Genomic DNA, 26,642 nt, shown 5'->3' on the forward strand with positions numbered 1-26,642 from the left:
CTATTGAACCTCGACCACAGTGCCCTGCAACCGTTGCAAGGCTTCGTTAACAGTTTGCGGCAGGAGCTGGCGCAAGCAGTTGTAATGACCGAACCGGCACGTGCGATCGAAGCATGGGCTGCATTCGATGCCCAGGCGAACGATCTCGACATGCTCGGCCAGCGGCGGGGTGAAGCCTGGCGACGTGGAACCGTACACCGCCACCAATGGGCGATTCAACGCGGCAGCGACGTGCATCAGCCCGGAGTCGTTGGACACCACCGAGTCGGCGCAGGACAGCAGGTCGATGGCCTCGGCGAGGGACGTGCCGCCGCTGAGGTTCGCTGATTCTTCGCGCAAACCCGGGATCAGCCGCGCGCGGATGTCTTCGCCGACGGCGTGATCGTTTTTCGAACCGAACAGCCAGACCTGCCAGCCTTCGCGAATTTTCGCTTCGGCAACCTGAGCGTAATGCTCGGAGGGCCAGCGTTTGGACTCACCAAATTCTGCGCCGGGGCACAGCGCCAGGACCGGACGATCGAGGGTCAGGCCGAATTTCGCCAATGCCGCTTCGCGGGTCACCGGATCGATCTGCAAGGTCGGACGCGGATAGGGTTTCGGCAGCTCGAAGCCGGGCTCATACGCCAGGGCCATGAAGCGCTCGATCATCAGCGGATAACGTTCCTTATCCAGCGTGCGCACGTCATTGAGCAGGCCGTAGCGAAACTCGCCACGCCAGCCCGTGCGTTTCGGGATGCCGGCGAAGAACGGCACCAGCGCCGACTTCAGGGAGTTGGGCAGCAGGATCGCCTGATCGTACTGACCGGCCAGGGATTTGCCGATACGCCGACGCGTCGCCAACTCCAGCACGCCGTGACCGAGCGGAAAGCTCAAGGCCTGACGCACTTCGGGCATGCGCTCAAGAATCGGCCGGCTCCACTCGGGGGCCAGCACGTCGATTTCGCACTGCGGATGGCGCTGTTTGAGGCACTGAAACAGTGTCTGCGCCATCACCATGTCACCGACCCAACTGGGCCCAACGATCAGAATTTTCATGTGGCTTCCAAAAACGAGCCGGGGAGGCATACGCCTCCCCGCCTCGAGAATTCTACATAACACTGCGGATTTACTGTGGAAGCGGGCTCCCACATTAAGTACTGGTGAGCATCCTGCGCGGTGCAGCTGAGCTGCCAAAATCTACAATAAAATCGCAGAATCTGTAGGAGCAAGCTTGCTCGCGATGAGGCCATCACTTCCGGCATCGATGACGACTGACAATCCGCTATCGCGAGCAAGCTTGCTCCTACAGGGTAATGGGTGTTTCAAATATCCAGTTTCAGCTTAGCCCCAACTCACGCCAGATCCGCATGACCTGCCGGCGCTCATCCGCGAACTGATCACCCGCAATCACCCCGGGATCCTTCTGCAGAGCCTGCCGGTGCGCGGCGGAGCGGTAGGCTTTGTAGGCCTCGCGCAGCAGACCGGCGTCTTCGGCGGGCATCAGCCCTTCCTGCTCCAGCTCTTCCAGAATGCGAATATTATCTGTCCAGCGCAGCAATGGCGGGTGTGTATGCGACCACGCCAGGGCCGCGTATTGCACCATAAATTCAATATCGACGATACCTCCGGCGTCCTGCTTGAGATCGAACCGCGCCGTGGCCTCAAAGGCATTTGCCCCGGTGCCGGCCGCAGTGCTCTTTGTGCCGAGGTTATCGCGCATCTTCGCGCGCATCTCGCTGACCTCCTGACGGAGCGTCGGCAAATCTCGCGACCGGCCCAATATTGCCGCTCGAACTTTCTCGAACGCCTGACCGACGTCCTGACTTCCGACCAGCACCCGCGCGCGAACAAGCGCTTGATGCTCCCAGGTCCAGGCTTCATTTTCCTGATAACGGGCAAACGCTCCGAGCGAGCTGACCAACAGCCCGGAGGCACCGGACGGCCGCAGACGCATGTCGACTTCGTACAACTGGCCGGAGTTGGTCTGCGCTGTCAGCAAGTGAATGATGCGCTGCCCCAGCCGGTTGAAAAATTGCGCGCCGTCGATGGGTTTCGGCCCGTCGGTTTCCGCCTGCGGATCGCCGTCGTGGATGAACACCAGATCGAGGTCCGAACCGTGCCCCAGTTCCAGACCGCCCACTTTGCCGTAACCGACAACGATAAAACCCGGATCACAAAACGTACCGTCGTTGCGCAGCGGCGTGCCGTATTTGGCCACGGTCTGCCGCCATGCCAGCGCCATCACTTGTTCGAGGATCGCTTCGGCGAGCCAGGTCAGGTAATCGCTGACTTTCATCAACGGCAGGCTGCCAGCGATTTCCGAGGCAGCCACCCGCAAGCGGTGCGCCAGTTTGAAATGGCGCAAGGCCTCCATTTGCTGTTCGAGGTCATCTTCGGGAATCCGCGTCAGGCGCTCGCGCAACTCGGCGGCCAGCTCCGGCGCCAAGGGCGGCTTGAACAACCGACCTTCATTGAGCAATTCGTCGAGCAGCAGCGGGAAACGGGTGATCTGCTCTGCAATCCACGGGCTCGCGGCGCACAAGGTCAGCAGGCGTCGCAGTGCGCCGGGATTCTCGGTCAGCAACACCAGGTACGCAGAACGCCGGGCGACGGCTTCAACCAGAGGCAGAACGCGCTCCAGCACCAGATCGGGGTTGGCGTGTTCCACGGCCTGAGCCAGCAAGCGAGGGATGAACGCATCCAGACGCTCGCGCCCCAAACGTTGCATGGCGCGCAATTGCGGGCTGGCGCGCAGACCGGCCAGCGCTTTGAGCGCCTTGGTCGCATCGACGAAACCGCCCTCGCCCAACTGGCGGCAGGCGGCCTCTTCATCCTGAGCCTCTTCCCACAGCGGCAGCCATTCACCGCCGACCACCACTTCGCTCTCGACACCCTCCTCTTCGTCCGGATCGGCAATCACCTGGCCGAAGTGCCACGCCACGCGACCGCGCCAATGCATTAGTCGCTCGTGGAAAGCGGGCCAATCGGTAAAGCCCAGCATGAATGCGATGCGCGCCTGATCCTCTGCGCCTTCCGGCAGCATCTGGGTCTGGCGATCGGCAATCGCCTGGATCGCGTGCTCGGTGTAACGCAGGAATTCATAGCCTTCGCGCAGCTCGCTCACCACCGCTGGCGGCAGATAACCCTGGCCTTCCAGCGTGCTCAGTACTTTTAATAGCGGACGCTGCTGCAGGCTGAGGTCGCGACCACCGTGGATCAGCTGGAATGCCTGGGCGATGAATTCCACCTCGCGAATGCCACCCGAGCCGAGCTTGATATTGTCGGCCATGCCCTTGCGCCGCACTTCCTGCTGGATCAGCTGCTTCATGGTGCGCAGTGCTTCGATGGCGGAGAAATCCAGGTAACGCCGGTAAACGAACGGACGCAGCATTTCTTGCAGCTGCGCACCGGCGACCTGATCGCCGGCGACCACCCGCGACTTGATCATCGCGTAACGTTCCCAGTCGCGACCCTGATCCTGGTAATACTGCTCAAGTGCGTTGAAGCTGAGCACCAGCGCTCCGGATGAGCCGTAAGGGCGCAGGCGCATGTCGACGCGAAAGACGAAACCGTCCACCGTCATCGGGTCCAGCGCCTTGATCAGCCGTTGGCCGAGACGGATGAAAAATTCCTGGTTATCCAGCGAGCGCTTCACGCCGACGGTTTCGCCGCCCTCGGGGTAGGCGAAGATCAAATCAATGTCGGACGACAGGTTCAGCTCGACCGCGCCCAGCTTGCCCATGCCGAGGATGACCATTTGCTGCGGTTCACCGCTACGCCGTCCTGTGGGCACGCCGAATTGCTGACAATGACGCGCGTACAGCCACTGATAGGCCTGATCGATACTGGCATCCGCCATGTCGGAAAGGTCACGGCACGTCTGGATCAGATCGGCCTGACGGTTCAGATCACGCCAGATGATCCGCACCTGATGACGGGTGCGCTGGCGGCGCAGTGCGCGGCCGAGCTCGTCTTCGGTTTCAGCGGCATTCACCGCCGCTGCGATCTGTGCGCATAACTCGCCAGGGGCAAAGCTGCGGTCGAGTTCGCCGGACTGCACCAGCGCCAGCAACATCAAAGGGTCACGCACACTCTGTTCAATGACAAAGTCGCTGGCGGCGGTCACGCGAGCGAACTGCGCCCAGCGCTCAGGCGTCCATGCGGACAGCCCATGATCGTCATCCAGTTCGCCGACGGCCGTGCGGAACGACTGCTCGGCACGAGTGACAAATGGCAGGAGAATGCCGGGCAGTTCGGCAAGCGCGGGCAGGCTCATGGTCTATCCTTGATCGGCGTGTGTAAGGCTGGATGTAGTGAATTTTCAAAAAGCACTACGCGACCGACTGTCGAACAAAGGTTAGAAATAGCTGATAATTCTTTAATGTTGGCAGAGAGCATCAAGCTTTCACCTTTTTCGGTTGGCAAAAGACCAACCTTAACGATTATTCTCACAACGCAGCTGGAGGCCACAAGCCGCTCATCTGTAGTTTTACTACTCGTATATACATTCGGATAGCTGAAATGCCCGAAGATTTGTAGTAAAACTACACGCCGCCGGAACCTACCTCTCGGCAATCCAAGAATTTATATCGTCTGCCCACAAGGCCAGTCGCAAACTCAGGCAACCGATTCTGGAAGCCTTTCCGCCCTGGAGCAAGCCATGCAAGACCTCGATCCCGTCGAAACCCAGGAATGGCTGGACGCCCTGGAATCGGTTCTCGACAAAGAAGGCGAAAACCGCGCTCATTATCTGATGACCCGTTTGGGCGAACTCGCGACCCGCAGCGGTTCGCAGTTGCCTTACGCCATCACCACGCCATACCGCAACACCATTCCCGTTACCCACGAAGCACGCATGCCTGGCGACCTGTTCATGGAACGCCGCATTCGCTCGCTGGTACGCTGGAACGCGATGGCCATGGTGATGCGCACGAACCTGAAGGATTCTGACCTGGGCGGTCACATCTCCAGCTTCGCTTCCAGCGCAACCTTGTACGACATCGGCTTCAACTATTTCTTCCAGGCCCCGACCGATGAACACGGCGGCGACCTGATCTACTTCCAGGGCCACACCTCGCCAGGCGTTTACGCCCGCGCATTCATGGAAGGCCGCATCACCGAAGACCAGATGAACAACTTCCGCCAGGAAGTCGACGGTCAGGGCCTGTCGTCCTACCCGCACCCTTGGCTGATGCCTGATTTCTGGCAGTTCCCGACCGTATCCATGGGTCTGGGCCCGATCCAGGCGATCTACCAGGCACGCTTCATGAAGTACCTGGAAGCGCGTGGTTTCATCCCTGAAGGCAAGCAGAAAGTCTGGTGCTTCCTGGGCGACGGCGAGTGTGACGAGCCGGAATCCCTGGGCGCAATCTCGCTGGCTGGCCGCGAGAAGCTCGACAACCTGATCTTCGTCATCAACTGCAACCTGCAGCGCCTCGACGGCCCGGTTCGCGGCAACGGCAAGATCATCCAGGAACTCGAAGGCGTGTTCCGCGGTGCTCAGTGGAACGTGACCAAAGTGATCTGGGGCCGTTTCTGGGACCCACTGCTGGCCAAAGACGTCGACGGTATCCTGCAACGTCGCATGGACGAAGTCATCGACGGCGAGTACCAGAACTACAAAGCCAAAGACGGCGCGTTCGTGCGTGAACACTTCTTCAACACGCCTGAACTCAAAGCGATGGTTGCAGACCTGTCCGACGACGAAATCTGGAAACTCAACCGTGGCGGCCACGACCCGTACAAGGTCTACGCGGCGTACCACGAAGCGGTCAACCACAAAGAACAACCAACCGTCATCCTGGCCAAGACCATCAAGGGTTATGGGACCGGTGCCGGCGAAGCGAAAAACACCGCACACAACACCAAGAAAGTCGATGTCGACAGCCTGAAGCTGTTCCGCGACCGTTTCGACATTCCGGTGCGCGACGACGAACTCGAGAACCTGCCGTTCTTCAAGCCGGAGCCGAACAGCGCCGAAGCCCGTTACCTGAGCGAGCGCCGCACCGCACTGGGCGGTTTCGTGCCACAGCGTCGCGCCAAGAGCTTCGACATTCCGACACCGCCGCTCGATACCCTCAAGGCTATCCTGGACGGCTCGGGCGACCGTGAAATTTCCACCACCATGGCTTTCGTGCGGATCCTCGCGCAACTGGTCAAGGACAAGGAAATCGGCTCGCGCATCGTTCCGATCATCCCGGACGAAGCCCGTACCTTCGGTATGGAAGGCATGTTCCGTCAGTTGGGCATCTACTCCTCCGTCGGCCAGCTCTACGAGCCAGTCGATAAAGACCAGGTGATGTTCTACAAGGAAGACAAGAAGGGCCAGATTCTCGAAGAAGGCATCAACGAAGCGGGCGCCATGAGCTCCTTCATCGCTGCCGGTACTTCGTACTCCAGCCACAACCAGCCAATGCTGCCGTTCTACATCTTCTACTCGATGTTCGGCTTCCAGCGTATCGGCGACCTCGCCTGGGCCGCTGGCGACAGCCGTACCCGTGGCTTCCTGATCGGCGGCACCGCCGGCCGGACCACGCTGAACGGCGAAGGCCTGCAACACGAAGACGGACACAGCCACATCCTGGCCGCGACCATCCCGAACTGCCGCACCTATGATCCAACCTACGGCTACGAGCTGGCGGTGATCATTCAGGACGGCATGAAGAAAATGACCGAAGAGCAACAGGACGTTTTCTACTACATCACCGTGATGAACGAGTCGTACCAGCAGCCAGCCATGCCGGCCGGTGCCGAAGAAGGCATCAAGAAAGGCATGTACCTGCTCGAGGAAGACACCCGCGAAGCGGCGCACCACGTTCAGCTGATGGGCTCCGGCACCATCCTGCGTGAAGTGCGTGAAGCAGCGAAGATCCTGCGTGAAGAGTTCAACATCGGCGCTGACGTCTGGAGCGTTACCAGCTTCAACGAGCTGCGTCGCGATGGCCTGGCCGTCGAGCGCAGCAACCGTCTGCACCCGGGTCAGAAGCCGCAACTGAGCTACGTCGAACAGTGCCTGAACGGCCGTAAAGGTCCGGTCATTGCGTCTACCGACTACATGAAGATGTTCGCTGAGCAAATCCGCCAGTGGGTCCCGTCCAAGGAATTCAAAGTCTTGGGCACCGACGGTTTCGGCCGCAGTGACAGCCGCAAGAAGCTGCGTCACTTCTTCGAAGTCGATCGTCAATTTGTGGTGTTGGCAGCCCTGGAAGCATTGGCTGACCGTGGCGACATCGAACCTAAAGTGGTGGCAGAAGCCATCGCCAAGTTCGGCATCGACCCGGAAAAACGCAACCCACTGGACTGCTGAGGAGACACTCTGTGAGCGAACTCATTCGCGTACCTGACATCGGCAGCGGTGAAGGTGAAGTAATTGAACTGTTTGTGAAGGTCGGCGACCGTATCGAAGCCGAGCAAAGCATCCTGACGCTGGAATCGGACAAGGCGAGCATGGAAGTGCCTGCGCCGAAAGCAGGTATCGTCAAAAGCCTGAAAGTGAAACTGGGCGATCGTCTGAAAGAAGGCGACGAGTTGCTGGAGCTGGAAGTCGAGGGCGCTGCTGAAGCGGCTCCTGCGGCTGCCGCTGCGCCGGCTGCCAAGGCTGAAGAGAAACCGGCTGCCGCACCTGCTGCTGCCGCTGCTCCAGCCGCTGCACCTGCTGCTGCTTCGATTCAGCAAGTGCACGTGCCGGACATCGGTTCGTCGGGCAAAGCCCAGATCATCGAGATCCAGGTCAAGGTCGGCGACACCGTCGAGGCTGATCAGTCACTGATCACCCTGGAATCCGACAAGGCAAGCATGGAAATCCCGTCGCCTGCCGCTGGCGTGGTCAAAGCCATCAGCGTCAAGCTCAACGACGAAGTCGGTACCGGCGACCTGATTCTGGACCTGGAAGTGGCAGGTGCTGCGGCACCGGCCGCTGCCGCGCCAGCTCAGGCTGCTGCACCCGCCGCCGCCGCTGCTCCAGCGCCTGATGCTGCTCCGGCTGCGCCGGCTGCCGACACCGTTCAGGACATCCACGTGCCGGACATCGGCTCGTCGGGCAAGGCCAAGATCATCGAAGTGCTGGTCAAGGCTGGCGACACCGTCACCGCCGATCAGTCGCTGATCACCCTGGAATCCGACAAGGCGAGCATGGAAATCCCGTCGCCTGCCGCTGGCGTCGTCGAAAGCGTTTCGATCAAGCTGGACGACGAAGTCGGTACCGGCGACCTGATCCTCAAGCTGAAAGTCAAAGGCGCTGCGCCTGCTGCTGCTCCGGCTGCTGCCGCACCGGCTTCGGCACCTGCAGCTGCCAAGCCTGAAGCGGCTCCTGCCGCCGCAGCACCGGCCGCACCGGCTGCTACCCCGGCCAAACCGGGCGCCAAGGTTCATGCAGGCCCGGCAGTACGCCAACTGGCCCGCGAATTCGGCGTCGAACTGAGCGCGGTCAGCTCCAGCGGCCCGCACGGCCGTGTGCTGAAAGAAGACGTGCAGGTTTACGTCAAAGCCATGATGCAGAAGGCCAAGGAAGCACCGGCCGCTGCTGGCGGTGCAACCGGTGGCGCGGGCATTCCGCCGATTCCGGTAGTGGACTTCAGCCGTTTCGGTGAAACCGAAGAAGTGCCGATGACTCGCCTGATGCAAATCGGCGCGTCGAGCCTGCACCGCAGCTGGTTGAACATTCCGCACGTGACTCAGTTCGATTCTGCTGATATCACCGACCTGGAAGCGTTCCGCATCGCTCAGAAAACCGTTGCAGAGAAGGCCGGCGTCAAGCTGACCATCCTGCCGCTGCTACTCAAATCCTGCGCGCACCTGCTCAAGGAACTGCCGGACTTCAACAGTTCGCTGGCGCCAAGCGGCAAGGCAATCATCCGCAAGAAGTACGTGAACATCGGCTTCGCGGTGGATACGCCTGAAGGCCTGCTGGTCCCGGTCATCAAGAACGTCGACCAGAAGAGCCTGCTGCAGCTGGCTGCCGAGGCCGCTGCGCTGGCTGCCAAGGCCCGCGACAAGAAGCTCACCGCTGACGACATGCAAGGCGCCTGCTTCACCATTTCCAGCCTCGGTCACATTGGCGGCACCGGCTTCACGCCGATCGTCAACGCGCCGGAAGTGGCGATCCTCGGTGTTTCCAAGGCAACCATTCAGCCAGTCTGGGATGGCAAAGCCTTCCAGCCGAAACTGATGCTGCCACTGTCGTTGTCCTACGATCACCGTGTGATCAACGGCGCTGCGGCTGCACGCTTCACCAAGCGCCTGAGCGATCTGCTGGCCGACATCCGCACCATTCTGCTGTAACCGCATCGGCCCTCCTTTACCGGAGGGCCTGTTGTGATCCACGTTTTCCGAGCGCCACGCTCGTACCTCAACCCCGTCAACTTGGCGGGGCTTTTTTTTGCCTGGGTTTTTTAATCTTACAACCACTTCCTACTTTTGTAGCTGACTTCACCTACAACTCGCATCCATTTCGGCTCGATATTTTTCAGGCTTCAATACTTAGGCTTGTCAAGCCTCAAAGACAAGTAACCCCTGAAATCATAATGAACTTCGAATGGACTCGAACATGCTGAAACCTACCGTCGGACCTATTATCGGCCACACAACTTCTCATCACGCGCGCATTCTCTTGCGCGGCGAACATGAACAAAACTCCATAACATTTGCGGGCATCCGTTATCGACGAGTTCGCGAACAACAGTGGACAAAAGGTACATTTGCGCCACTGACTTCATCGCGGGATATGGCTAACGTCATCGTATTGAATGATCTGGCGGCCGACACTGAATATGAATATCAGGCAGGCTGGTTCAGCCCCATGAACCCGGCGCACACGGTAGATTCGGTTCAGGAGTTGCCGCTGCAGTGGCCCAAAGACCTTTACCGGTTTCGCACGTTGTCGAACCAGCTCAGCGCTCCACGGGCTTATATTATCGGCTCTTGTCGTTACTTGCGGATGACCGCGGGCATTCCTTCGGCGCCGCATTTGGGCGACCGCATATTTGCTTCGATCAATAATTTGGCACAACGTGCAGAACCTGCCATCAGCGCCATGCTGATGACCGGCGATCAAATTTACGTCGACGATTTGAATATCATCGCCCCCGACCGCGAATACAAAGAAATATTGAGCAAGTATCGGGCAGCTTTTTCTCAGCCACATATAAGCAAGTTAATGTCGGGCGTATCGACCTACATGATCCTGGATGATCATGAAATTGAAGATAACTGGCCTGCCAATAAAAATGACAATGATGAATTCCTGTACAAGAACGCCATTGCTGCTTATGAACTGTACCAGGCCAGTCACAGCCCGGTGCCTGTGCTTCTGGCCAATGGCAAGGTCAGCGAGAAACTGGAACGCTACTGGTATCAGTTCGCCGACGGCGATATCGAATGGTTTGTCACCGACAGCCGCACCCGACGAAATTTATCAGCGGATGACCGTCGTATCCTCGATGCGGATCAGGAGCAAGCCCTGTGCACATGGCTGATCAACAGCTCTGCGCGGGTGAAGCTGGTGGTCACCAGCGTCATGTTCTACCCCGACCGTAAACGCCTCGGCGACGACGCCTGGAAGGCTTTCCCCGAGCAACGCCTGCGACTGCTGGAAACCATTCGTACGCACCGGCTCAAAAACGTCTTCTTCATCTCAGGCGATGTGCATGGCTCGCTGACCAGTCGACTGACCCACAGCGAAGACCCGGACTTTGAGGTGCATACCATCGTGTCGTCCCCCCTGTGCAACAGCAAAATGCTGCCGTACGCCAAGGCAGCGACGTTCATTCTCGACCAGCCATTGGCAAAAACTGCGGCCGGCGATTACCGACATGAATTGACCAGCCAAGTCATCAGCCAGGATAACTTTGCCCATCTGGTCGTTGACGCCGAGCACATTCACATCAATTACCATGATCGCGACGGCAAATTACTGCAGTCGATATCAGTAATGCTTCGATAATTTTTGCGGCTGAAAGCGTTAGTTTTAGCCGTCTGCTGCAGAAATCCTTCTACCTGCCGACATATTCTTATAGCACTTGGCCTTCATGTCTCTTGTCAGTCGGTATTGCAATGATGCAACCTTGCCGCAGACAACAGACAAGAGGGCGAGAGCCCGGCGAGATCAGCATAAATCGAAGCGAGTTTCCCTCCCTATGAAAAGCCAACCTGATGCCACCAGCCGTATGGTGGCCGAGGTAGTGACGCAATTGCCCGTGCCCTCGCGGCTCGGCATGCTGCGTTTCGAACGGCTGAATGAACCTAGCTGGGCGCTGTTGTTTCTCGATCCCAATTGCGAGCGCCAGTTCGGCTTGCCGGCCGTTGAGCTGTGTGCCCTGATCGGCTCGCCCTACGCCAGCCTGATGGAGCCTGAGGCGCGCTATCAACTGCATGACGCCGTCCAGCAGCAACTGACGCAAAGTCCGCACTACCTGATCCGCTACACCCTGCACACGACCGCCGGGGCATTGAGCCTGCTGGAAGTCGGCGAAGGTTACCGCCAACACAATCGACACCTGTTGCGCGGCTATTTGATGGTCATCGACGGAGTAGTCGAAGGCGAGCCACTGACGGCTGCGCTTGATCTCGAGACTCAGAATTCACGCCTGCAAATCGCCCTCGAGCTCAATCAGCGAGCCCAGCAGGAACAGCTTCTGCATCTGGACCGCGTACGCGCGCAACAGGATCTGATCCTGCTGCTGACCCGCCAGCGCTACAGCAACAGCAACTCCCTGCAGGAAGCCGCCAAACTGATCACCCGCAGCGCCTGCGACATTTACGAAATTGACTGCGCCAGCCTGTGGAATCTCGACGGCTCGATGCTGGTGCCGATCTCGGCTTACGATCGCGCCTCGGGCGGCTACGTGATGCCAGCGCCGATTGATATCAGTGGCTTCCCCGATTATCTCGAAGCGTTACAGAGCAGCCGCGCGATCGATGCGCACAATGCCATGCATGATCCGCGCACCCGAGGCATGGCTGAAAGTATGCGACCGCGCGATGTGAACGCCATGCTCGACGCGAGCATCCGCGTCGACGGGCAAGTGGTAGGCGTGCTGTGCCTGGAGCAAATCGGTGCCAGCCGTGCCTGGCAATCCGACGAAATTGCCTTCGCGGGTGAGCTCGCCGACCAGTTTGCGCAGGTCATCAACAATCACAATCGGCGCACTGCCACCAGCGCTTTGCACTTGTTCCAGCGGGCTGTGGAACAAAGCGCCAACGCCTTTTTGCTGGTCAATTGCGACGGCGTGGTCGAATACGTAAACCCGAGTTTCACGGCCATCACTCAGTACACCACCGAAGAAGTCCACGGCCAGCGACTGTCGGAATTGCCGGCTCTGGAGAATCTCAGCGAGCTGCTGTTCGACGCGCCCTCGGCGTTGGCCAAAAGCAATAGCTGGCAGGGTGAATTCAAAAGCCGGCGGAAAAACCTCGAACCGTATTGGGGCCAGTTGTCGATTTCCAAGGTTTACGGTGATAACCACGAACTGACGCATTACATCGGCATTTACGAAGATATCACTCAGACCAAACTCGCCCAGCAACGCATCGAGCGCCTGGCCTACACCGACAACCTGACCAACCTCGGCAATCGCCCCTCGTTCATTCGCAACCTCGACGAACGCTTCGCCCGCGACTCCGACACACCGATCTGCCTGTTGCTGGTAGACATCGACAACTTCAAGCGCATCAACGACAGCCTGGGCCATCAGACCGGCGACAAACTGCTGATCAGCCTCGCCCGGCGCCTGCGCAACAGCCTGAGCCCAAGTGGCAGCCTGGCACGTTTCGCCAGTAACGAATTTGCCGTATTGCTGGACAACACCGACCTCTCGACGGGTCAGCAAATTGCCAACCAATTGCTGGCGACCCTCGATAAACCGATGTTTGTCGACAACCAGCTGATCAGCGTCACCGGTTCCGTCGGCCTGGCCTGCGCGCCGCTGCACGGGCGCGATCCGCAGACCCTGATGCGCAACGCCGGGTTGGCTCTGCACAAGGCCAAGGCCAATGGCAAACACCAGGTTCATTTGTTCACCGAGGCGCTGAATGCCGAGGCCAGTTACAAACTCTTCGTCGAAAACAACCTGCGACGCGCCCTGACGCAAAACGAGCTGGACGTGTTCTATCAGCCCAAGCTGTGCCTGCGCAGCGGCCGTTTGCTGGGCATGGAGGCATTGCTGCGCTGGAATCACCCGGAAAAAGGCATGATCCGCCCGGACCAGTTCATCAGTGTCGCCGAAGAAACCGGGTTGATCATTCCGATCGGCAAGTGGATTGCGCGTCAGGCCTGCCGGATGAGCAAAGAACTTTCGGCGGCAGGCTTGGGCGATCTGCAGGTAGCGATCAACCTGTCGCCGAAACAGTTTTCCGACCCGGATCTGGTCGCTTCGATTGCCAACATTCTCAAGGAAGAGGCGCTACCGGGCCGGCTGCTGGAGCTGGAGCTGACTGAAGGGCTGTTGCTCGAAGCCACCGAAGACACGCACTTGCAGCTCGATCAGCTCAAGCGCCTCGGGCTGACGCTGGCCATGGACGACTTTGGCACCGGTTACTCGTCACTCAGCTACTTGAAAAAATTCCCGATCGACATCATCAAGATTGATCGAAGCTTCATCCACGAAATTCCGGACAACCAGGACGATATGGAGATCACCTCCGCCGTGATCGCCATGGCCCACAACCTGAAACTCAAGGTCGTGGCCGAAGGCATCGAGACCGCCGAGCAGTTGGCCTTCCTGCGCCGTCACCGCTGCGATGTCGGCCAAGGCTACCTGTTCGACCGCCCGATACCGGGTTCGGAGCTGGTCGAAAAGCTGAAGCGCTACCCGCGTGGGCCGCTCTGCCTGTAACGCTCCTCGCCTGCAAGTGATTTCCTATGTGGGAGCTAGCCTGCTAGCGATTGCGCCAGTCCAATAAGCGTCTTGCTGCTGACACACCGTCATTGCTAGCAGGCTAGCTGCCACAAGGTTGAATACCCTCACATTTTGACTAGTGATTAACCCGGCATCATTGGGCACACTGGCGGTCTGACTTCCAACATTCAACCTGACTGAGAGGACTGAAAATGGTCTTGCGCTCGGAAATTCTGGTGAACAAAAACGTGCTCCCGACTAAAGAACAAGCTCTGCCTGGCCGCGAAACCCCGATGTCTTTGCCGGAAAAGCATTTCGTCCACGACGCCCCGCTGCTGGGCCCATTCGTTACGGATGTGGATTTCGCGATCTTCGGCCTCGGCTGCTTCTGGGGCGCGGAACGCAAGTTCTGGCAGCGCGAAGGCGTGGTCAGCACGGTCGTGGGTTACGCTGGCGGCTTTACGCCAAACCCTACGTATGAAGAAGTCTGCTCCGGCCTGACCGGCCACAGCGAAGTGGTGCTGGTAGTCTACGAGCCGGCGAAAGTCAGCTACGACGAGCTGCTGAAAATGTTCTGGGAATTGCACAACCCGACCCAGGGCATGCGCCAGGGCAATGACATCGGCACTCAGTACCGCTCGGTTATTTACGCGACCAATCCGACGCAACTGGAAGCGGCCAGACGCAGCGCGCAAGTGTTTCAGGCTGAGTTGAGCAAGGCTGGCAAAGGCGAAATCACCACAGAAATCGATGAAGCACCGACGGTCTATTTCGCAGAGGCGTATCACCAGCAGTACCTGGCGAAAAATCCGGAAGGGTATTGCGGGATTGGCGGCACAGGCGTGACTTGCCCGATTTAAAATAGCTACAAGCGGCAAGCCTTAAGCTTCAAGCTTCAAGCGAAATGCCCTGCGCACTTCGCTTTTACTTGTAGCTTGCCGCTTGCAACTTGCCGCTGCTACTCGGCAATCAACCAGTCCATCTGCCAGCCACCCTGGGTCTGCCCCAGCTTTTGGGACAACCACGGCAGCAACTCACGCAATTCCTCTTCCAGCCCCCACGGCGGATTCGCAATTGCCAATCCCGAGCCGTTCAAGCTGTTCGGCGTGTCCAGCGGATGCACCAGCAATTCCACACGCAAACACTTTGGCGCGCCCGTGCCGGCCAGATCCTGATAAAAACGGCGCAACATGCGCTGGTCCTTTACCGGGTACCAGATCGCTGCCACGGTTTGACGCATCCGCCCGATCGCTTCTTTCAGCGACGCGGCACAGCGTTGCATTTCATCGAGCTGTTCGAACGGCGGATCAATCAGCATCACCGCACGCTTTTCCTGCACCGGCAACATCGCGCGCGGCACATGCCAGCCCTCACCCAGATGCACCTTCACACGACGGTCACCGGCCATGTTGTCCTTGAGCAACAACCCGTCTTGCGGGTGCTTCTCGTTGAGCATCACCCGATCCTGCGGGCGCGTCAGACGCCGCGCCAACTCGGGCGAGCCCGGGTAATAACGCAGCTGCCCGTCCGGGTTCATGTCATGCAGAACCTTCATGTAATCAGCGGTCAACGCCGGCAGATCCGGCTGATCCCACAAACGCGCAATGCCTTCCAGATACTCACCGGTACGACTCGCCTGATCACCCTGCAGGTCATACAGACCAATACCGGCGTGCGTGTCGAGATAGGCAAACGGCTGCTCCTTGCGCGACATCAAGGCGATGAGGCGGGTCAAAGTCAGGTGTTTGAACACATCGGCGTGATTGCCGGCATGGAAGGCGTGACGATAATTCATGATTGCTCCTGCGAGGGCCGAGGAGTTTACCTTGTACGGCGACGGACGTCAGGGGGTGGGGGCTGAGCGGCCATACGGTCTAGCGATCGCAATCACGCCTACCGCGTCGGAGCCGCCGCAGTCTGTGATTTTTTGATCTCGGTTATTTGACGAGCAACATCAAGTCCCACTTTGCCGAAGAGCTGCCATCGTGGAGCTTACACATGAGTGCGAAGATCGGACCGACCTGACGCCCGTAAAATGGAGATTTACATGGGAAGGAAAATGATTGGCATCGGCGCGCCCACCTCAACTGGCGGCTCCGTACTGGAAGGGAACCTTGGCATCAACATCGATTGCGCTGTCAGCACCTCATCCATTGGACACTTGGCAAGTTGCCCAGCCTGCAGTCAAGGAAAGGGCCCTATCGTAGCGGTCGGGCCCAGAACCATCACGTTACCAGCCGGGCTGGTTGCCCTGGAAGGTGACTACGTGGCCTGCGGCTGCCCTCCACATTCCAACAAGTTGATGTTTGCACAGTCATCTGTATATGGCGGAGCGGAACATAACAAAGCAGATTTTTCAGGCATCACTGCCCTGCTCAATCGCCCAAAGTCCATCACCAGTATTTCCCTGTCCTATGGCGATGAGCAGATTTCCGTTGAGTCAGTTTCCCGTTTTTACACCGACCTGAATATTCATGTGAAAACTTCGGGCTATTTGCTCGGTGAGACGGTTACCGTCAACGTAAGCGGCCCGACCGAGAAAGCGCTGACCGGGGTAGTCGGGGCCAAAGGCGTAGCCATTATTCCAAACGCATTCGGAAGCGAATTCATTGACATGGAAGGGGAAGCATAATGGCTCAGGTTGTCATCAACGCTGGCGGGGCGTCTTCCCGCATCTCGGTTAAAAGGCCTCGCTTCAGCACTTTATGGAGCGCATATGCAGAAGTAGGTCATAAGGGCTCAGTCGAGGTTTACGGACTTGTCGGAGGCGGAGTCGAAGCGGCAAGAGCGGAGAAGCCTGATGCATATGCGAATGCCTGCGCATTGAGGATAAGCAGAGCGTTCAATTACGGCGGGTACAAAATCCCTAAAGGCACGATCATACAAAACCAGTCCATCTATCGACTAAGTGGGGCGGACCAGCTGCCCTACATTATGAAAGTGGTCGATTTCCTCGCTTTTCTCAGACATAACTGGGGCGAGCCCGACCAGACGCTGACGCAAACCAATTCAAATTTCATACAAGGAAGAAAAGGCGTCATTGTCATGGAAATCACTGGATGGAGCGACGCGTCAGGCCACGCAACCCTTTGGAACGGAAGCGTGACAGGTGACGACAGTGACTACCACAGACAAGACAGCCACACCTATGACAATCCAAGGGTAAAGCTGGAAAGAATAAATTTTTGGGAGTTGAAGGGATGACACACTCGCGGTTAATTGTGCTGGCACTGCTACTCGTTTCAGAGCGAGCTATATCTACTGAAATTAATATCGATCAGGCGCGAGAAACGCTTAAAAACTATGGGCTGGCCAACTGTGTAGTCGGCCAATTCAAGGACGAGTCAGAAATAAAATCAGATATCGGGCTTGCGATTGGCAGCTATTCCTCGATGGGCAAAGGTCAGCATTTAATCATTCAAAACGAGAACACTTTCGAGGTCACACACGACCCTTACGCAGAAACCGAGAAGTACATGCGTAATGCCTATGCAAAGACCTCATCCGTCAGCAAGCACTCTGATAAAAAAATGGTTTTTTATAGTTGCCTCGAGGTTTACAACTCCAAGGAGTTCGAGGCGTTCATTCAGTCCCAGGATCAATACCTGCCAAAGTAGATCATCCAATAAAGTAAGGACGATCCTTCCAGCAATCAAAATGGAAGGATCACTCCTTATTCACGACGATAGAGAAAAATTCGCCATCGCCACTGCTCACACAGTGGGGTACCGCCAAACCGAGTGACTCGCTCCATGCCCATCAACGAAGGCATGTCCGCAAAACGGCTGACCCTGTCGGCGCTCTGGCTTACAACTCCTTTCAGTTGCTGGCGATACACACTCAGCGTGTCGGTGAAACCGTCGAGCTCCTGCTCAATCCGGACGATCTGACCCATCAGTCAAGCTCCAGCATCAGGTATTCCACCAACTCGGCTTTCGGCACCGGCGGCAGTTCGGGTGTTTCCAGAAAGTTCGCAATCTTGTGCGTCAGAACAACTTGCGAAAACGCCTCGTAAAGATCAGGCCGGTCTTCGCTCAGCCACTGGATCAAGTTGGAGACCAGCGCTGCGCTGGACTGCTCCGCAAGCTGCTTGAGCAGCGTCGCTGGAACTTCCCACCATGGAAAAACCCGGGCAGTCGTCTGTGCCGCGCCGCCCACCTCCAGCGACTGGCCGTTGATCAGGCAGCGCCCGATCACGGGCAGCAGTTGAGCGCCGTCGACTTCGCGAGCCTGAAGAATCGGCAACAGATAACGTCCGTCCCAAAAGCGGAAAAAAACCTCGTTGCCATTCGGCAGCAACACTTGCGTCAGGCTACGCAGATGCTCGACCACCGCCTCCAGCGGAGCGGAGGAAACCGCCAGCCAACCCCAGTCCAGCGATTCGGTGGTGGCAACCCACTGCAGAAACTCACTTTCAGCGGCGACGATTCCTACATAAGGCATCACCGCTTCCCACTCGGCATACGCGGTTTCAGCCCAGATCGAACGTGGCGTTTGCAGGGGATTTGAGCGCTGCCAGGCTTTGAATACTTGCGCAGCACTGGCGCTTCCAAACACCGCGAACAATTGCTCGGAAGCTTGAATCGGCTGTCGCTCCAGCCAGGCATAAGGTGACAAGCGATCAGGCTGCACAGACACCTGCCTTGCAGCGCTCACATTCTTCGCAGAACGGCGCATCGCTTGTGAGGCTCAGGATCTGAGCGGCACTCAAAGCTGATAGTTGTCTGGAAGTGTCTGGAACCCCCATGGCCGGCATAGGTGCTCCGCCGAGTTGTATGGGCACGCTGCTGAAGATCCCGGCGGGGCCGATGTTGATCCAGTGCCCGCCCGCCTGAATCGAGGCGTTAACGCCAGCGTCGATCACAATCTGCTGTGCGGCGCAGACCTGATATTGGCCGCTGGCCTTTAGCACCTGGCTGCTGACGCTGATGTGCCGATCGCCGTGAACGCGCAAGTTATCGCCGCCACCGATGTCGGCGCTGCGCTGGTTTCCGACTTCAATGAACGAATCCTCCAGCACATGCTGCGTCCAGTTTCGCTGTGCGCGCAGGTAAATTTCCTCGGCGCCTTTGCGGTCCTCGATGCGCAATTCGTTGTAACCGCCGCCTCCGGGACTACTCTGGCTGCGGAAAATGCTGCGGGTTTTGTCGGCTGGCAGGTCGAGGGGCGCCGGTGTAGCGGCGTTAGGCAGGCACCCCACAATCAGTGGTTTGTCAGCGTCACCGTTTACAAAACCCACCAGCACTTCCATGCCGACTCGCGGAATCATCACGCTGCCGTAACGGTCATGCGCCCAACCGGTGGCCACCCGGAGCCAGCAACTGGAGTGCTCGTTGAATTGGCCGTCGCGGTCCCATCGCAGTTGAACCTTGACCCGGCCATATTCATCGCAATGGATTTCGCTCTCCGTCGGGCCGGTGACCACTGCGGGTTGGTAGCCCGCCACGTGGGGTTTCTGGACAAGCGTCGGGCGAAACGAAACGTCCCACGGTGTGGCCAGAAAAGTATTGCGATAGCCTTGGAAGTCCCCCTCAGCACCGCTACCGCTCATTTCCTCAAGAACTTGTGGCTGTCGGCCCTCGTGTTTGATGCGAGTGATCAGCCACAGATCATTCCAATCCGTGCGCGGGTGATCAGCCAGCTGCAGGAAATGTCCGCTAAGCATGAACGCCTGATCGCTGTCGCCTTGCGCTTGGCGGGCATCTGCGGTGTGACATTCCAACGCGCGCACAGCCAACTTTTTGCCGTGTTCGCGCTCGGTGAACTGCCCGGGAAACTGATAGTTCTCGAGTGCCGGTAACTGGAGGTTGTCAGTAGAACTTTCGAGTAGCAGATGGGGTTTATTGAAGTCGTAATCACGCAAGGTCACCGCCGTTGATCGGGTTTCCAGGTTTACGTTGAAGCGTCTGATTACAGGCGCCTCGGCAGCCATGCCGCTGCCGGGCAGATACGGAACAAGCTCGGGCAACCGGGGGAAAACCGTCTGATCATCGCCAAAAACCAGCAAGTGACCAGCCGGGCTGTGCTGAAAGTGATAGTGAATGCCGAGCTCGGCACATAGACGGTGGATAAACGTCAGATCACTTTCGGCGTACTGCACGCAGTACTCGCGCTCTGCGTATTCACTGCCCAGCTGAAACCCGAACGCATCGCGCTGGATACCGTGCTCTTTGAGAAGAAGCTCGATGATCGTCGGCACACTTTTGTGCTGGAAAATCCGCTGGTTGATTCGGTGACCGAGGTAGGCCAAATGCGGCACGAGACTGACCTGATAGCGCGTCAGACGTTTCCCGGAGTCGGCTTGTCCTACACGGTAAATCTGACCGTGAATACCGGAGTTCTGCGGACCAAAGCTCAGAAATGCCTGACGATGGAGAAGGCTTTCGAGATCGATGTCGGGCCGCTCGCTGACCAGTTCCAGGTCAAATCGAAAAGGTTGGCTGATGGCTTCCTCACCCGTGAACTCAAGCACCTTGAGCTCATTCCGGTCGCCGTCGATCGTTAACGTGAAACGCGCATGGTTGGCAGAAGTGGACATCCGATGTGTCTCTGCTGGAGGGAGACCGGCGATTCTGCATGAGCGACAAGGACTGCCGAGGGAGGGACAGGGAAATCAGATTTGCCCTGCTTTTTTAGAGATTTATCCTGCAAGACTTGGCGTATCCGGCTACAGACATCTCCTTCAAAACTACCACCCCTCCTGTAGGCGTGAGCCTGCTCGCGAGAGCGGTTAATCATTCAACATTCATGTCGACTGACCCGGTGCTATCGCGAGCAGGCTCACTCCTACAGGGTACAAATAGACATTCCAGATTTGGGTAGGCAAAAAAACGGCCCGCCTCCAAAGGAAGCGGGCCGTTTCATGTTCGGCGAAAGGTCAGAGCATCAGCTCATCGCAATCACTTGTTCAGGCGGAAATCAGCCTCGGCAGCTTCGAAACGCTGAAGCATGCCTTGAGTCGGCGCGCCCATTTTGCTGACGAAATAGATCGCCAGGCTGGCGAAGATGAAGCCCGGGATAATTTCGTACAGACCGAGCAGCTCGAAGTGTTTCCACACGATCACGGTGATCGCGCCGACCAGGATGCCGGCCAATGCGCCGTTGCGGGTCATGTCTTTCCAGATCACCGAGATCAGCACAACCGGGCCGAATGCAGCACCGAAACCAGCCCAGGCGTAGCTCACCAGACCCAGTACGCGGTTTTCCGGGTTAGCGGCCATCGCGATGGCGATCAAGGCAACCAGCAACACCATCAAACGGCCGACCCAGACCAATTCAACCTGGGAGGCGGTTTTGCGGATGAAGGCTTTGTAGAAGTCTTCAGTCAGGGCGCTCGAACACACCAGCAACTGGCAGCTCAGGGTGCTCATGACGGCAGCCAGAATGGCCGACAGCAAGACACCGGCAACCCATGGGTTGAACAGCAGCTTGGCCAGTTCGATGAACACGCGCTCAGGGTTTTCAGTCACCGGACCTGCAACTTCCGGATGCGCCGAGAAGTAAGCGATACCGAAGAAACCTACCGCCACGGTGCCGACCAGGCACAGGATCATCCAGGCCATGGAGATGCGACGTGCCTTGGCAATCGACTTCACCGAATCAGCGGCCATGAAGCGCGCGAGAATATGCGGTTGGCCGAAGTAGCCCAGACCCCAGCCCATCAGCGAAATGATGCCGATGAAGGTTGTGCCCTTGAGCATGTCGAAGTTGCTTGGATCCTGTGCTTCGATCGCCAGGAAGGTGGTGTCGACGCCGCCGGTGGCCAGCAAAACGATGATCGGCGTCAGAATCAGCGCGAAAATCATCAGGGTAGCTTGTACGGTGTCGGTCCAGCTCACGGCCAGGAAACCGCCGATGAAGGTGTAAGCAATCGTCGCCGCAGCACCGGCCCACAGCGCAGTCTCGTAGGACATGCCGAAGGTGCTTTCGAACAGACGGGCGCCTGCAACGATGCCGGATGCGCAATAGATAGTGAAGAACACCAGGATCACGACTGCGGAGATAATCCGCAGCAGACCGCTTTTATCTTCGAATCGGCTGGCAAAGTAGTCCGGCAGGGTCAATGCATCGCCGTTGTGCTCGGTCTGCACGCGCAGACGGCCGGCGACGAACAGCCAGTTCAGGTAAGCACCGACGATCAGGCCGATGGCGATCCAGCTTTCGGACAAGCCGGACATGTAGATGGCGCCCGGCAGGCCCATCAACAACCAGCCGCTCATGTCGGAGGCGCCGGCGGACAATGCAGTCACGACGCTGCCCAGGCTGCGACCGCCCAGAATATAATCAGAAAGGTTGTTGGTGGAGCGATAGGCCATCAAGCCGATCAGCACCATTGCTGCGATGTAGATCACGAAGGTGATCAAGGTTGGATTGCTAACGCTCATTGAGTTACGCCCTGGCTTTGTTTTTATGTAGCGGCGGTTTTTGTAAACCGCTCGCAAACGACGACGTTTGACAGACGATTATAGACCCACGCATTTATGACTGATGTTTCCCCAGGAAAGCCATCAGCCGGTGCACCTGACTTGTGTCGGTTGCACCTTGGCCGCGAATCCTATTCAACAAAGCAAATAAGGTGCAACCAGTTTCTCGTGAATAAGTTGCACCTAATGGTAAATATCGGACAAACGCGCTTTTTTGCTCCCTTTTAGCGCAGTTCATGCACTTTGCTATAAGCAAAAGCACCAAGCAGGAGCGGCACATTCGTTCCGGAATTTATTTCCTGACGAGTTGCAGATAAATCCGACAAAAAAGGGTTGCACCCGGTTGCACCTCGAAGTGGGCGCAGCTAATCTTGCCGCCAGCTGATGCCACGCAGTCGTGGTAAACATGAGGATAAAAATATGGCTACCACCACCCTTGGGGTCAAACTTGATGACCCGACCCGCGAGCGCCTGAAGGCCGCCGCGACCTCGATTGATCGCACGCCGCACTGGCTGATCAAACAGGCGATTTTCAATTACCTGGAAAAACTCGAGGGTGGTGCAACCCTGACCGAGCTGAACGGTTTGACCAAGGATGCCGACGATCACGTCGATGCGCCGCTGGATCACGCCCACCAGTGCTTCCTCGAATTCGCCGAAAGCATCCTGCCGCAATCGGTACTACGCGCTTCGATCACTGCCGCTTACCGTCGCCCCGAGCCGGAAGTGGTGCCGATGCTGATCGAGCAGGCGCGGCTGCCAGCCGCCATGGCTGAAGCCACTAACAAGCTGGCTGCTTCGATTGCCGAAAAACTGCGCAACCAGAAAAGCGCCGGCGGCCGTGCCGGAATTGTTCAGGGCCTGTTGCAGGAATTTTCCCTGTCGTCCCAGGAAGGCGTGGCGCTGATGTGCCTGGCTGAAGCGCTGCTGCGTATTCCGGACAAGGGCACCCGTGACGCGCTGATCCGCGACAAGATCAGCACCGGCAACTGGCATCCGCACCTGGGCAACAGCCCATCGCTGTTCGTCAACGCCGCGACCTGGGGTCTGCTGCTGACCGGCAAACTGGTTTCTACCCACAATGAAGCCGGCCTGACTTCGTCGTTGAGCCGCATCATCGGCAAGAGTGGCGAGCCGATGATCCGCAAGGGCGTCGACATGGCCATGCGCCTGATGGGTGAGCAGTTCGTCACCGGCGAAACCATCGCCGAAGCCCTGGCCAACGCCAGCAAGTTCGAAAGCAAGGGTTTCCGCTATTCCTACGACATGCTGGGTGAGGCGGCACTCACCGAGCACGATGCGCAGAAGTACCTCGCTTCGTACGAACAAGCCATTCACTCGATTGGTAAAGCGTCCCACGGCCGTGGGATTTATGAAGGCCCGGGCATTTCCATCAAGCTGTCGGCACTGCACCCGCGTTACAGCCGTGCGCAGTACGAACGCGTGATGGAAGAGTTGTACCCGCGCCTGCTGTCGCTGACCTTGCTGGCCAAGCAATATGACATTGGCCTGAACATCGACGCTGAAGAGGCCGATCGCCTCGAGCTGTCGCTGGATCTGCTTGAGCGCCTTTGCTTCGAGCCGCAACTGACCGGCTGGAACGGTATCGGTTTCGTTATCCAGGCGTATCAGAAGCGTTGCCCGTATGTGATCGACTACGTCATCGACCTGGCTCGCCGCAGCCGTCATCGCCTAATGATCCGCCTGGTCAAAGGCGCGTACTGGGACAGCGAAATCAAGCGCGCACAGGTTGAAGGTCTGGAAGGCTATCCGGTCTATACCCGCAAGGTGTACACCGACGTTTCCTACATCGCCTGCGCGCGTAAATTGCTCTCGGTGCCGGAAGTCATCTACCCGCAATTTGCCACGCACAACGCCCACACCCTGTCGGCCATTTACCACATCGCCGGTCAGAACTATTACCCGGGTCAGTACGAGTTCCAGTGCCTGCACGGCATGGGCGAACCGTTGTACGAACAGGTTGTAGGCAAAGTTTCCGAAGGCAAGCTGAATCGTCCGTGCCGCGTGTACGCACCGGTCGGCACTCACGAAACCCTGTTGGCGTACCTGGTGCGTCGCCTGCTGGAAAACGGCGCGAACACCTCGTTCGTCAACCGCATTGCCGACCAGTCTATTTCCATTCAGGAATTGGTGGCCGATCCAGTGGCCAGCATCGAGCAGATGGCGACGCTGGAAGGCGGCTTCGGCCTGCCGCACCCGCGTATCCCGCTGCCGCGTGATCTTTATGGCGCCGAGCGCGCCAACTCCAGCGGCATCGACATGGCCAACGAACATCGTCTGGCCTCGCTGTCCTGTGCTTTGCTGGCAACCGCTCATAACGACTGGAAAGCGGCGCCGATGCTCGGTTGCGCTTCCAGCACCGAAACACCTGCAGCCGTGTTGAACCCGTCCGATCTGCGTGATGTGGTGGGTCATGTCCAGGAAGCGACCGTCGAGGACGTCGACAGCGCGATCCAGTGCGCCCTGAACGCTGCGCCGATCTGGCAGGCTACACCGCCCGCGGAACGTGCGGCGATCCTCGAACGTGCTGCTGACTTGATGGAAGGCGAAATTCAGCCGCTGATGGGCCTGTTGGCTCGCGAAGCCGGCAAGACCTTCGCCAACGCCATCGCCGAAGTGCGTGAAGCTGTGGATTTCCTGCGTTATTACGCGGTGCAGGCTCGTAACGACTTCACCAACGACGCCCACCGCCCATTGGGTCCGGTGGTGTGCATCAGCCCTTGGAACTTCCCACTGGCAATCTTCAGCGGCCAAGTGGCTGCGGCATTGGCTGCCGGTAACCCGGTATTGGCCAAACCTGCAGAACAAACTCCGCTGATAGCGGCGCAAGCCGTGCGCTTGCTGCTTGAAGCGGGCATTCCGGAAGGCGTGCTGCAATTGCTGCCGGGCCGTGGCGAAACCGTTGGCGCGCGTCTGGTCGGCGACGATCGAGTGAAGGGCGTGATGTTCACCGGCTCCACCGAAGTTGCTCGTCTGCTGCAACGCAACGTCGCCGGTCGTCTGGATGCGCAGGGTCGTCCGATCCCGCTGATCGCCGAAACCGGTGGCCAGAATGCAATGATCGTAGATTCCTCGGCACTGACTGAACAAGTCGTGATCGACGTTGTGTCGTCGGCTTTCGACAGCGCCGGGCAGCGTTGCTCTGCACTGCGCGTGCTGTGCCTGCAGGAAGATTCGGCAGACCGCGTCATCGAAATGCTCAAAGGTGCCATGGCTGAATGCCGTCTTGGCAACCCTGAGCGGCTGTCCGTGGACATCGGCCCGGTCATCGACGCCGAAGCCAAGGCCGGCATCGAGAAGCACATCCAGGCCATGCGTGACAAAGGTCGCAACGTGTATCAGGTGGCGATCGCCGATTCCGACGAAGTCAAACGCGGCACCTTCGTGATGCCGACACTGATCGAGCTGGAAAGCTTTGATGAGTTGCAGCGCGAAATCTTCGGGCCGGTGCTGCACGTGGTTCGTTACAAGCGCAAAGACATCGACCAGTTGATCGGTCAGATCAATGCATCGGGTTACGGTTTGACCCTGGGCGTGCACACTCGCATTGACGAGACCATCGCCAAGGTGATCGACAACGTCAATGCCGGTAACGTCTATGTGAACCGCAACATCGTCGGTGCTGTGGTTGGTGTGCAACCGTTTGGCGGCGAAGGTTTGTCGGGCACCGGTCCGAAAGCCGGTGGTCCTTTGTACCTGTACCGTCTGCTGTCGACGCGTCCTACCGATGCGATCGAACAATCCTTCGCTCGCGGTGACGCTATCGCAGCACCGGACGTTCGTCTGCGCGATGCCATGAGCAAACCGCTGACCGCATTAAAAGCGTGGGCCGATAGCCACAAGCTGGCTGAACTGAGCGCCCTGTGCGTGCAGTTCGCGGCACAATCGCAAAGCGGGATCACTCGTCAGCTGGCGGGCCCGACCGGCGAGCGCAACAGCTACGCCATCCTGCCGCGCGAACACGTGCTGTGCCTGGCCGACGTTGAAGGCGATTTGCTGACCCAGCTGGCGGCGGTCCTGGCCGTCGGCGGTTCGGCAGTGTGGCCGGAGACGGAGCTGACCAAGGCCGTTTTCGCACGTTTGCCGAAGGACGTTCAGGCGAAGATCAAGCGGGTCGCCGACTGGAGCAAGGACGAAGTGGTGTTCGATGCAGTTCTGCATCACGGCCACTCCGACCAGTTGCGTGCAACGTGCCAGCAAGTGGCCAAGCGTGCTGGCGCCATTGTCGGGGTCCACGGGTTGTCCCAGGGGGAAACCAACATTGCGCTGGAGCGTCTGGTGATCGAGCGGGCGTTGAGCGTTAACACCGCTGCTGCGGGTGGTAATGCCAGCTTGATGACGATTGGTTAAACAGCAATAAGACCGGGCGCCGTAGTAGGCGCCCGGA

General features: G+C 58.3%; 16 protein-coding genes. 9 read left to right on the forward strand and 7 right to left on the reverse strand.

The window, feature by feature from the left end:
* Together waaF and glnE are read right to left on the reverse strand one after the other, a co-directional pair.
* The gene (gene waaF / locus ACYZTS_RS05195; protein WP_461994505.1) at positions 1 to 1,035 is read right to left on the reverse strand and encodes a lipopolysaccharide heptosyltransferase II; all 1,035 of its coding nucleotides are present in this window, start codon (positions 1,033 to 1,035) and stop codon (positions 1 to 3) included.
* A 280-nt stretch (positions 1,036 to 1,315) separates the two neighbouring features.
* A complete protein-coding gene (gene glnE / locus ACYZTS_RS05200) occupies positions 1,316 to 4,255 on the reverse strand; it encodes a bifunctional [glutamate--ammonia ligase]-adenylyl-L-tyrosine phosphorylase/[glutamate--ammonia-ligase] adenylyltransferase (protein ID WP_461994507.1) in 2,940 nt (979 codons plus the stop codon).
* Between the two features lie 384 nt (positions 4,256 to 4,639).
* Here glnE and aceE point away from each other — a divergent pair, with 384 nt between their 5' ends.
* From aceE to msrA, 5 genes are all read left to right on the forward strand, one after another.
* A complete protein-coding gene (aceE, locus tag ACYZTS_RS05205) occupies positions 4,640 to 7,285 on the forward strand; it encodes a pyruvate dehydrogenase (acetyl-transferring), homodimeric type (RefSeq protein ID WP_028623998.1) in 2,646 nt (881 codons plus the stop codon).
* An 11-nt stretch (positions 7,286 to 7,296) separates the two neighbouring features.
* On the forward strand, positions 7,297 to 9,258 hold the full coding sequence (aceF, locus tag ACYZTS_RS05210; protein ID WP_461994510.1) for a dihydrolipoyllysine-residue acetyltransferase: 1,962 nt from the start codon (positions 7,297 to 7,299) through the stop codon (positions 9,256 to 9,258).
* A 265-nt stretch (positions 9,259 to 9,523) separates the two neighbouring features.
* The gene (locus ACYZTS_RS05215; RefSeq protein ID WP_461994511.1) at positions 9,524 to 10,918 is read left to right on the forward strand and encodes an alkaline phosphatase D family protein; all 1,395 of its coding nucleotides are present in this window, start codon (positions 9,524 to 9,526) and stop codon (positions 10,916 to 10,918) included.
* Positions 10,919 to 11,111: 193 nt separating this feature from the next.
* The gene (locus ACYZTS_RS05220) at positions 11,112 to 13,808 is read left to right on the forward strand and encodes a sensor domain-containing phosphodiesterase (protein WP_028624001.1); all 2,697 of its coding nucleotides are present in this window, start codon (positions 11,112 to 11,114) and stop codon (positions 13,806 to 13,808) included.
* A 215-nt stretch (positions 13,809 to 14,023) separates the two neighbouring features.
* Positions 14,024 to 14,671 (forward strand): peptide-methionine (S)-S-oxide reductase MsrA, encoded by a 648-nt coding sequence (gene msrA / locus ACYZTS_RS05225; RefSeq protein ID WP_461994514.1) that lies wholly within the window; start codon positions 14,024 to 14,026, stop codon positions 14,669 to 14,671.
* 98 nt (positions 14,672 to 14,769) lie between these two features.
* Here the strand turns inward: msrA and ACYZTS_RS05230 are convergent, their stop codons facing one another.
* Complete coding sequence (locus ACYZTS_RS05230) at positions 14,770 to 15,606, reverse strand: 23S rRNA (adenine(2030)-N(6))-methyltransferase RlmJ (protein WP_461994516.1); 837 nt, start codon at positions 15,604 to 15,606, stop codon at positions 14,770 to 14,772.
* A gap of 252 nt (positions 15,607 to 15,858) precedes the next feature.
* On the opposite strand from ACYZTS_RS05230, the gene ACYZTS_RS05235 reads away from it, so the two are divergent.
* From ACYZTS_RS05235 to ACYZTS_RS05245, 3 genes are read left to right on the forward strand one after another with little or no spacing between them, the layout of a single operon-like run.
* Entirely contained in the window at positions 15,859 to 16,443 is a 585-nt protein-coding gene (locus ACYZTS_RS05235) for a PAAR domain-containing protein (RefSeq protein WP_461994517.1), read from the forward strand.
* Positions 16,443 to 17,015, forward strand: a complete 573-nt coding sequence (locus tag ACYZTS_RS05240; protein WP_461994519.1) for a type VI secretion system amidase effector protein Tae4 — start codon at positions 16,443 to 16,445, stop codon at positions 17,013 to 17,015. The genes ACYZTS_RS05235 and ACYZTS_RS05240 overlap by 1 nt, the downstream gene beginning before the upstream one ends.
* Positions 17,012 to 17,428, forward strand: coding sequence for a hypothetical protein (locus ACYZTS_RS05245; RefSeq protein WP_461994521.1), 417 nt, complete (start codon positions 17,012 to 17,014; stop codon positions 17,426 to 17,428). The genes ACYZTS_RS05240 and ACYZTS_RS05245 overlap by 4 nt, the downstream gene beginning before the upstream one ends.
* A gap of 56 nt (positions 17,429 to 17,484) precedes the next feature.
* On the opposite strand, the gene ACYZTS_RS05250 is transcribed toward ACYZTS_RS05245, so the two are convergent.
* The 4 genes from ACYZTS_RS05250 to putP form a co-directional block, all read right to left on the reverse strand.
* Positions 17,485 to 17,706 (reverse strand): hypothetical protein, encoded by a 222-nt coding sequence (locus ACYZTS_RS05250; RefSeq protein WP_461994523.1) that lies wholly within the window; start codon positions 17,704 to 17,706, stop codon positions 17,485 to 17,487.
* The gene (locus tag ACYZTS_RS05255; protein WP_461994525.1) at positions 17,706 to 18,443 is read right to left on the reverse strand and encodes a DUF4123 domain-containing protein; all 738 of its coding nucleotides are present in this window, start codon (positions 18,441 to 18,443) and stop codon (positions 17,706 to 17,708) included. The genes ACYZTS_RS05250 and ACYZTS_RS05255 overlap by 1 nt, the downstream gene beginning before the upstream one ends.
* Complete coding sequence (locus ACYZTS_RS05260) at positions 18,433 to 20,349, reverse strand: type VI secretion system Vgr family protein (RefSeq protein ID WP_461994527.1); 1,917 nt, start codon at positions 20,347 to 20,349, stop codon at positions 18,433 to 18,435. Before ACYZTS_RS05260 ends, ACYZTS_RS05255 begins: the two co-directional genes overlap by 11 nt.
* Positions 20,350 to 20,710: 361 nt before the next feature.
* A complete protein-coding gene (putP, locus tag ACYZTS_RS05265) occupies positions 20,711 to 22,195 on the reverse strand; it encodes a sodium/proline symporter PutP (protein WP_461994529.1) in 1,485 nt (494 codons plus the stop codon).
* A 459-nt stretch (positions 22,196 to 22,654) separates the two neighbouring features.
* On the opposite strand from putP, the gene putA reads away from it, so the two are divergent.
* The gene (gene putA, locus ACYZTS_RS05270) at positions 22,655 to 26,605 is read left to right on the forward strand and encodes a trifunctional transcriptional regulator/proline dehydrogenase/L-glutamate gamma-semialdehyde dehydrogenase (RefSeq protein WP_461994531.1); all 3,951 of its coding nucleotides are present in this window, start codon (positions 22,655 to 22,657) and stop codon (positions 26,603 to 26,605) included.
* Positions 26,606 to 26,642: the final 37 nt, after the last annotated feature.

It is taken from the genome of Pseudomonas sp. TMB3-21, from assembly GCF_054898145.1.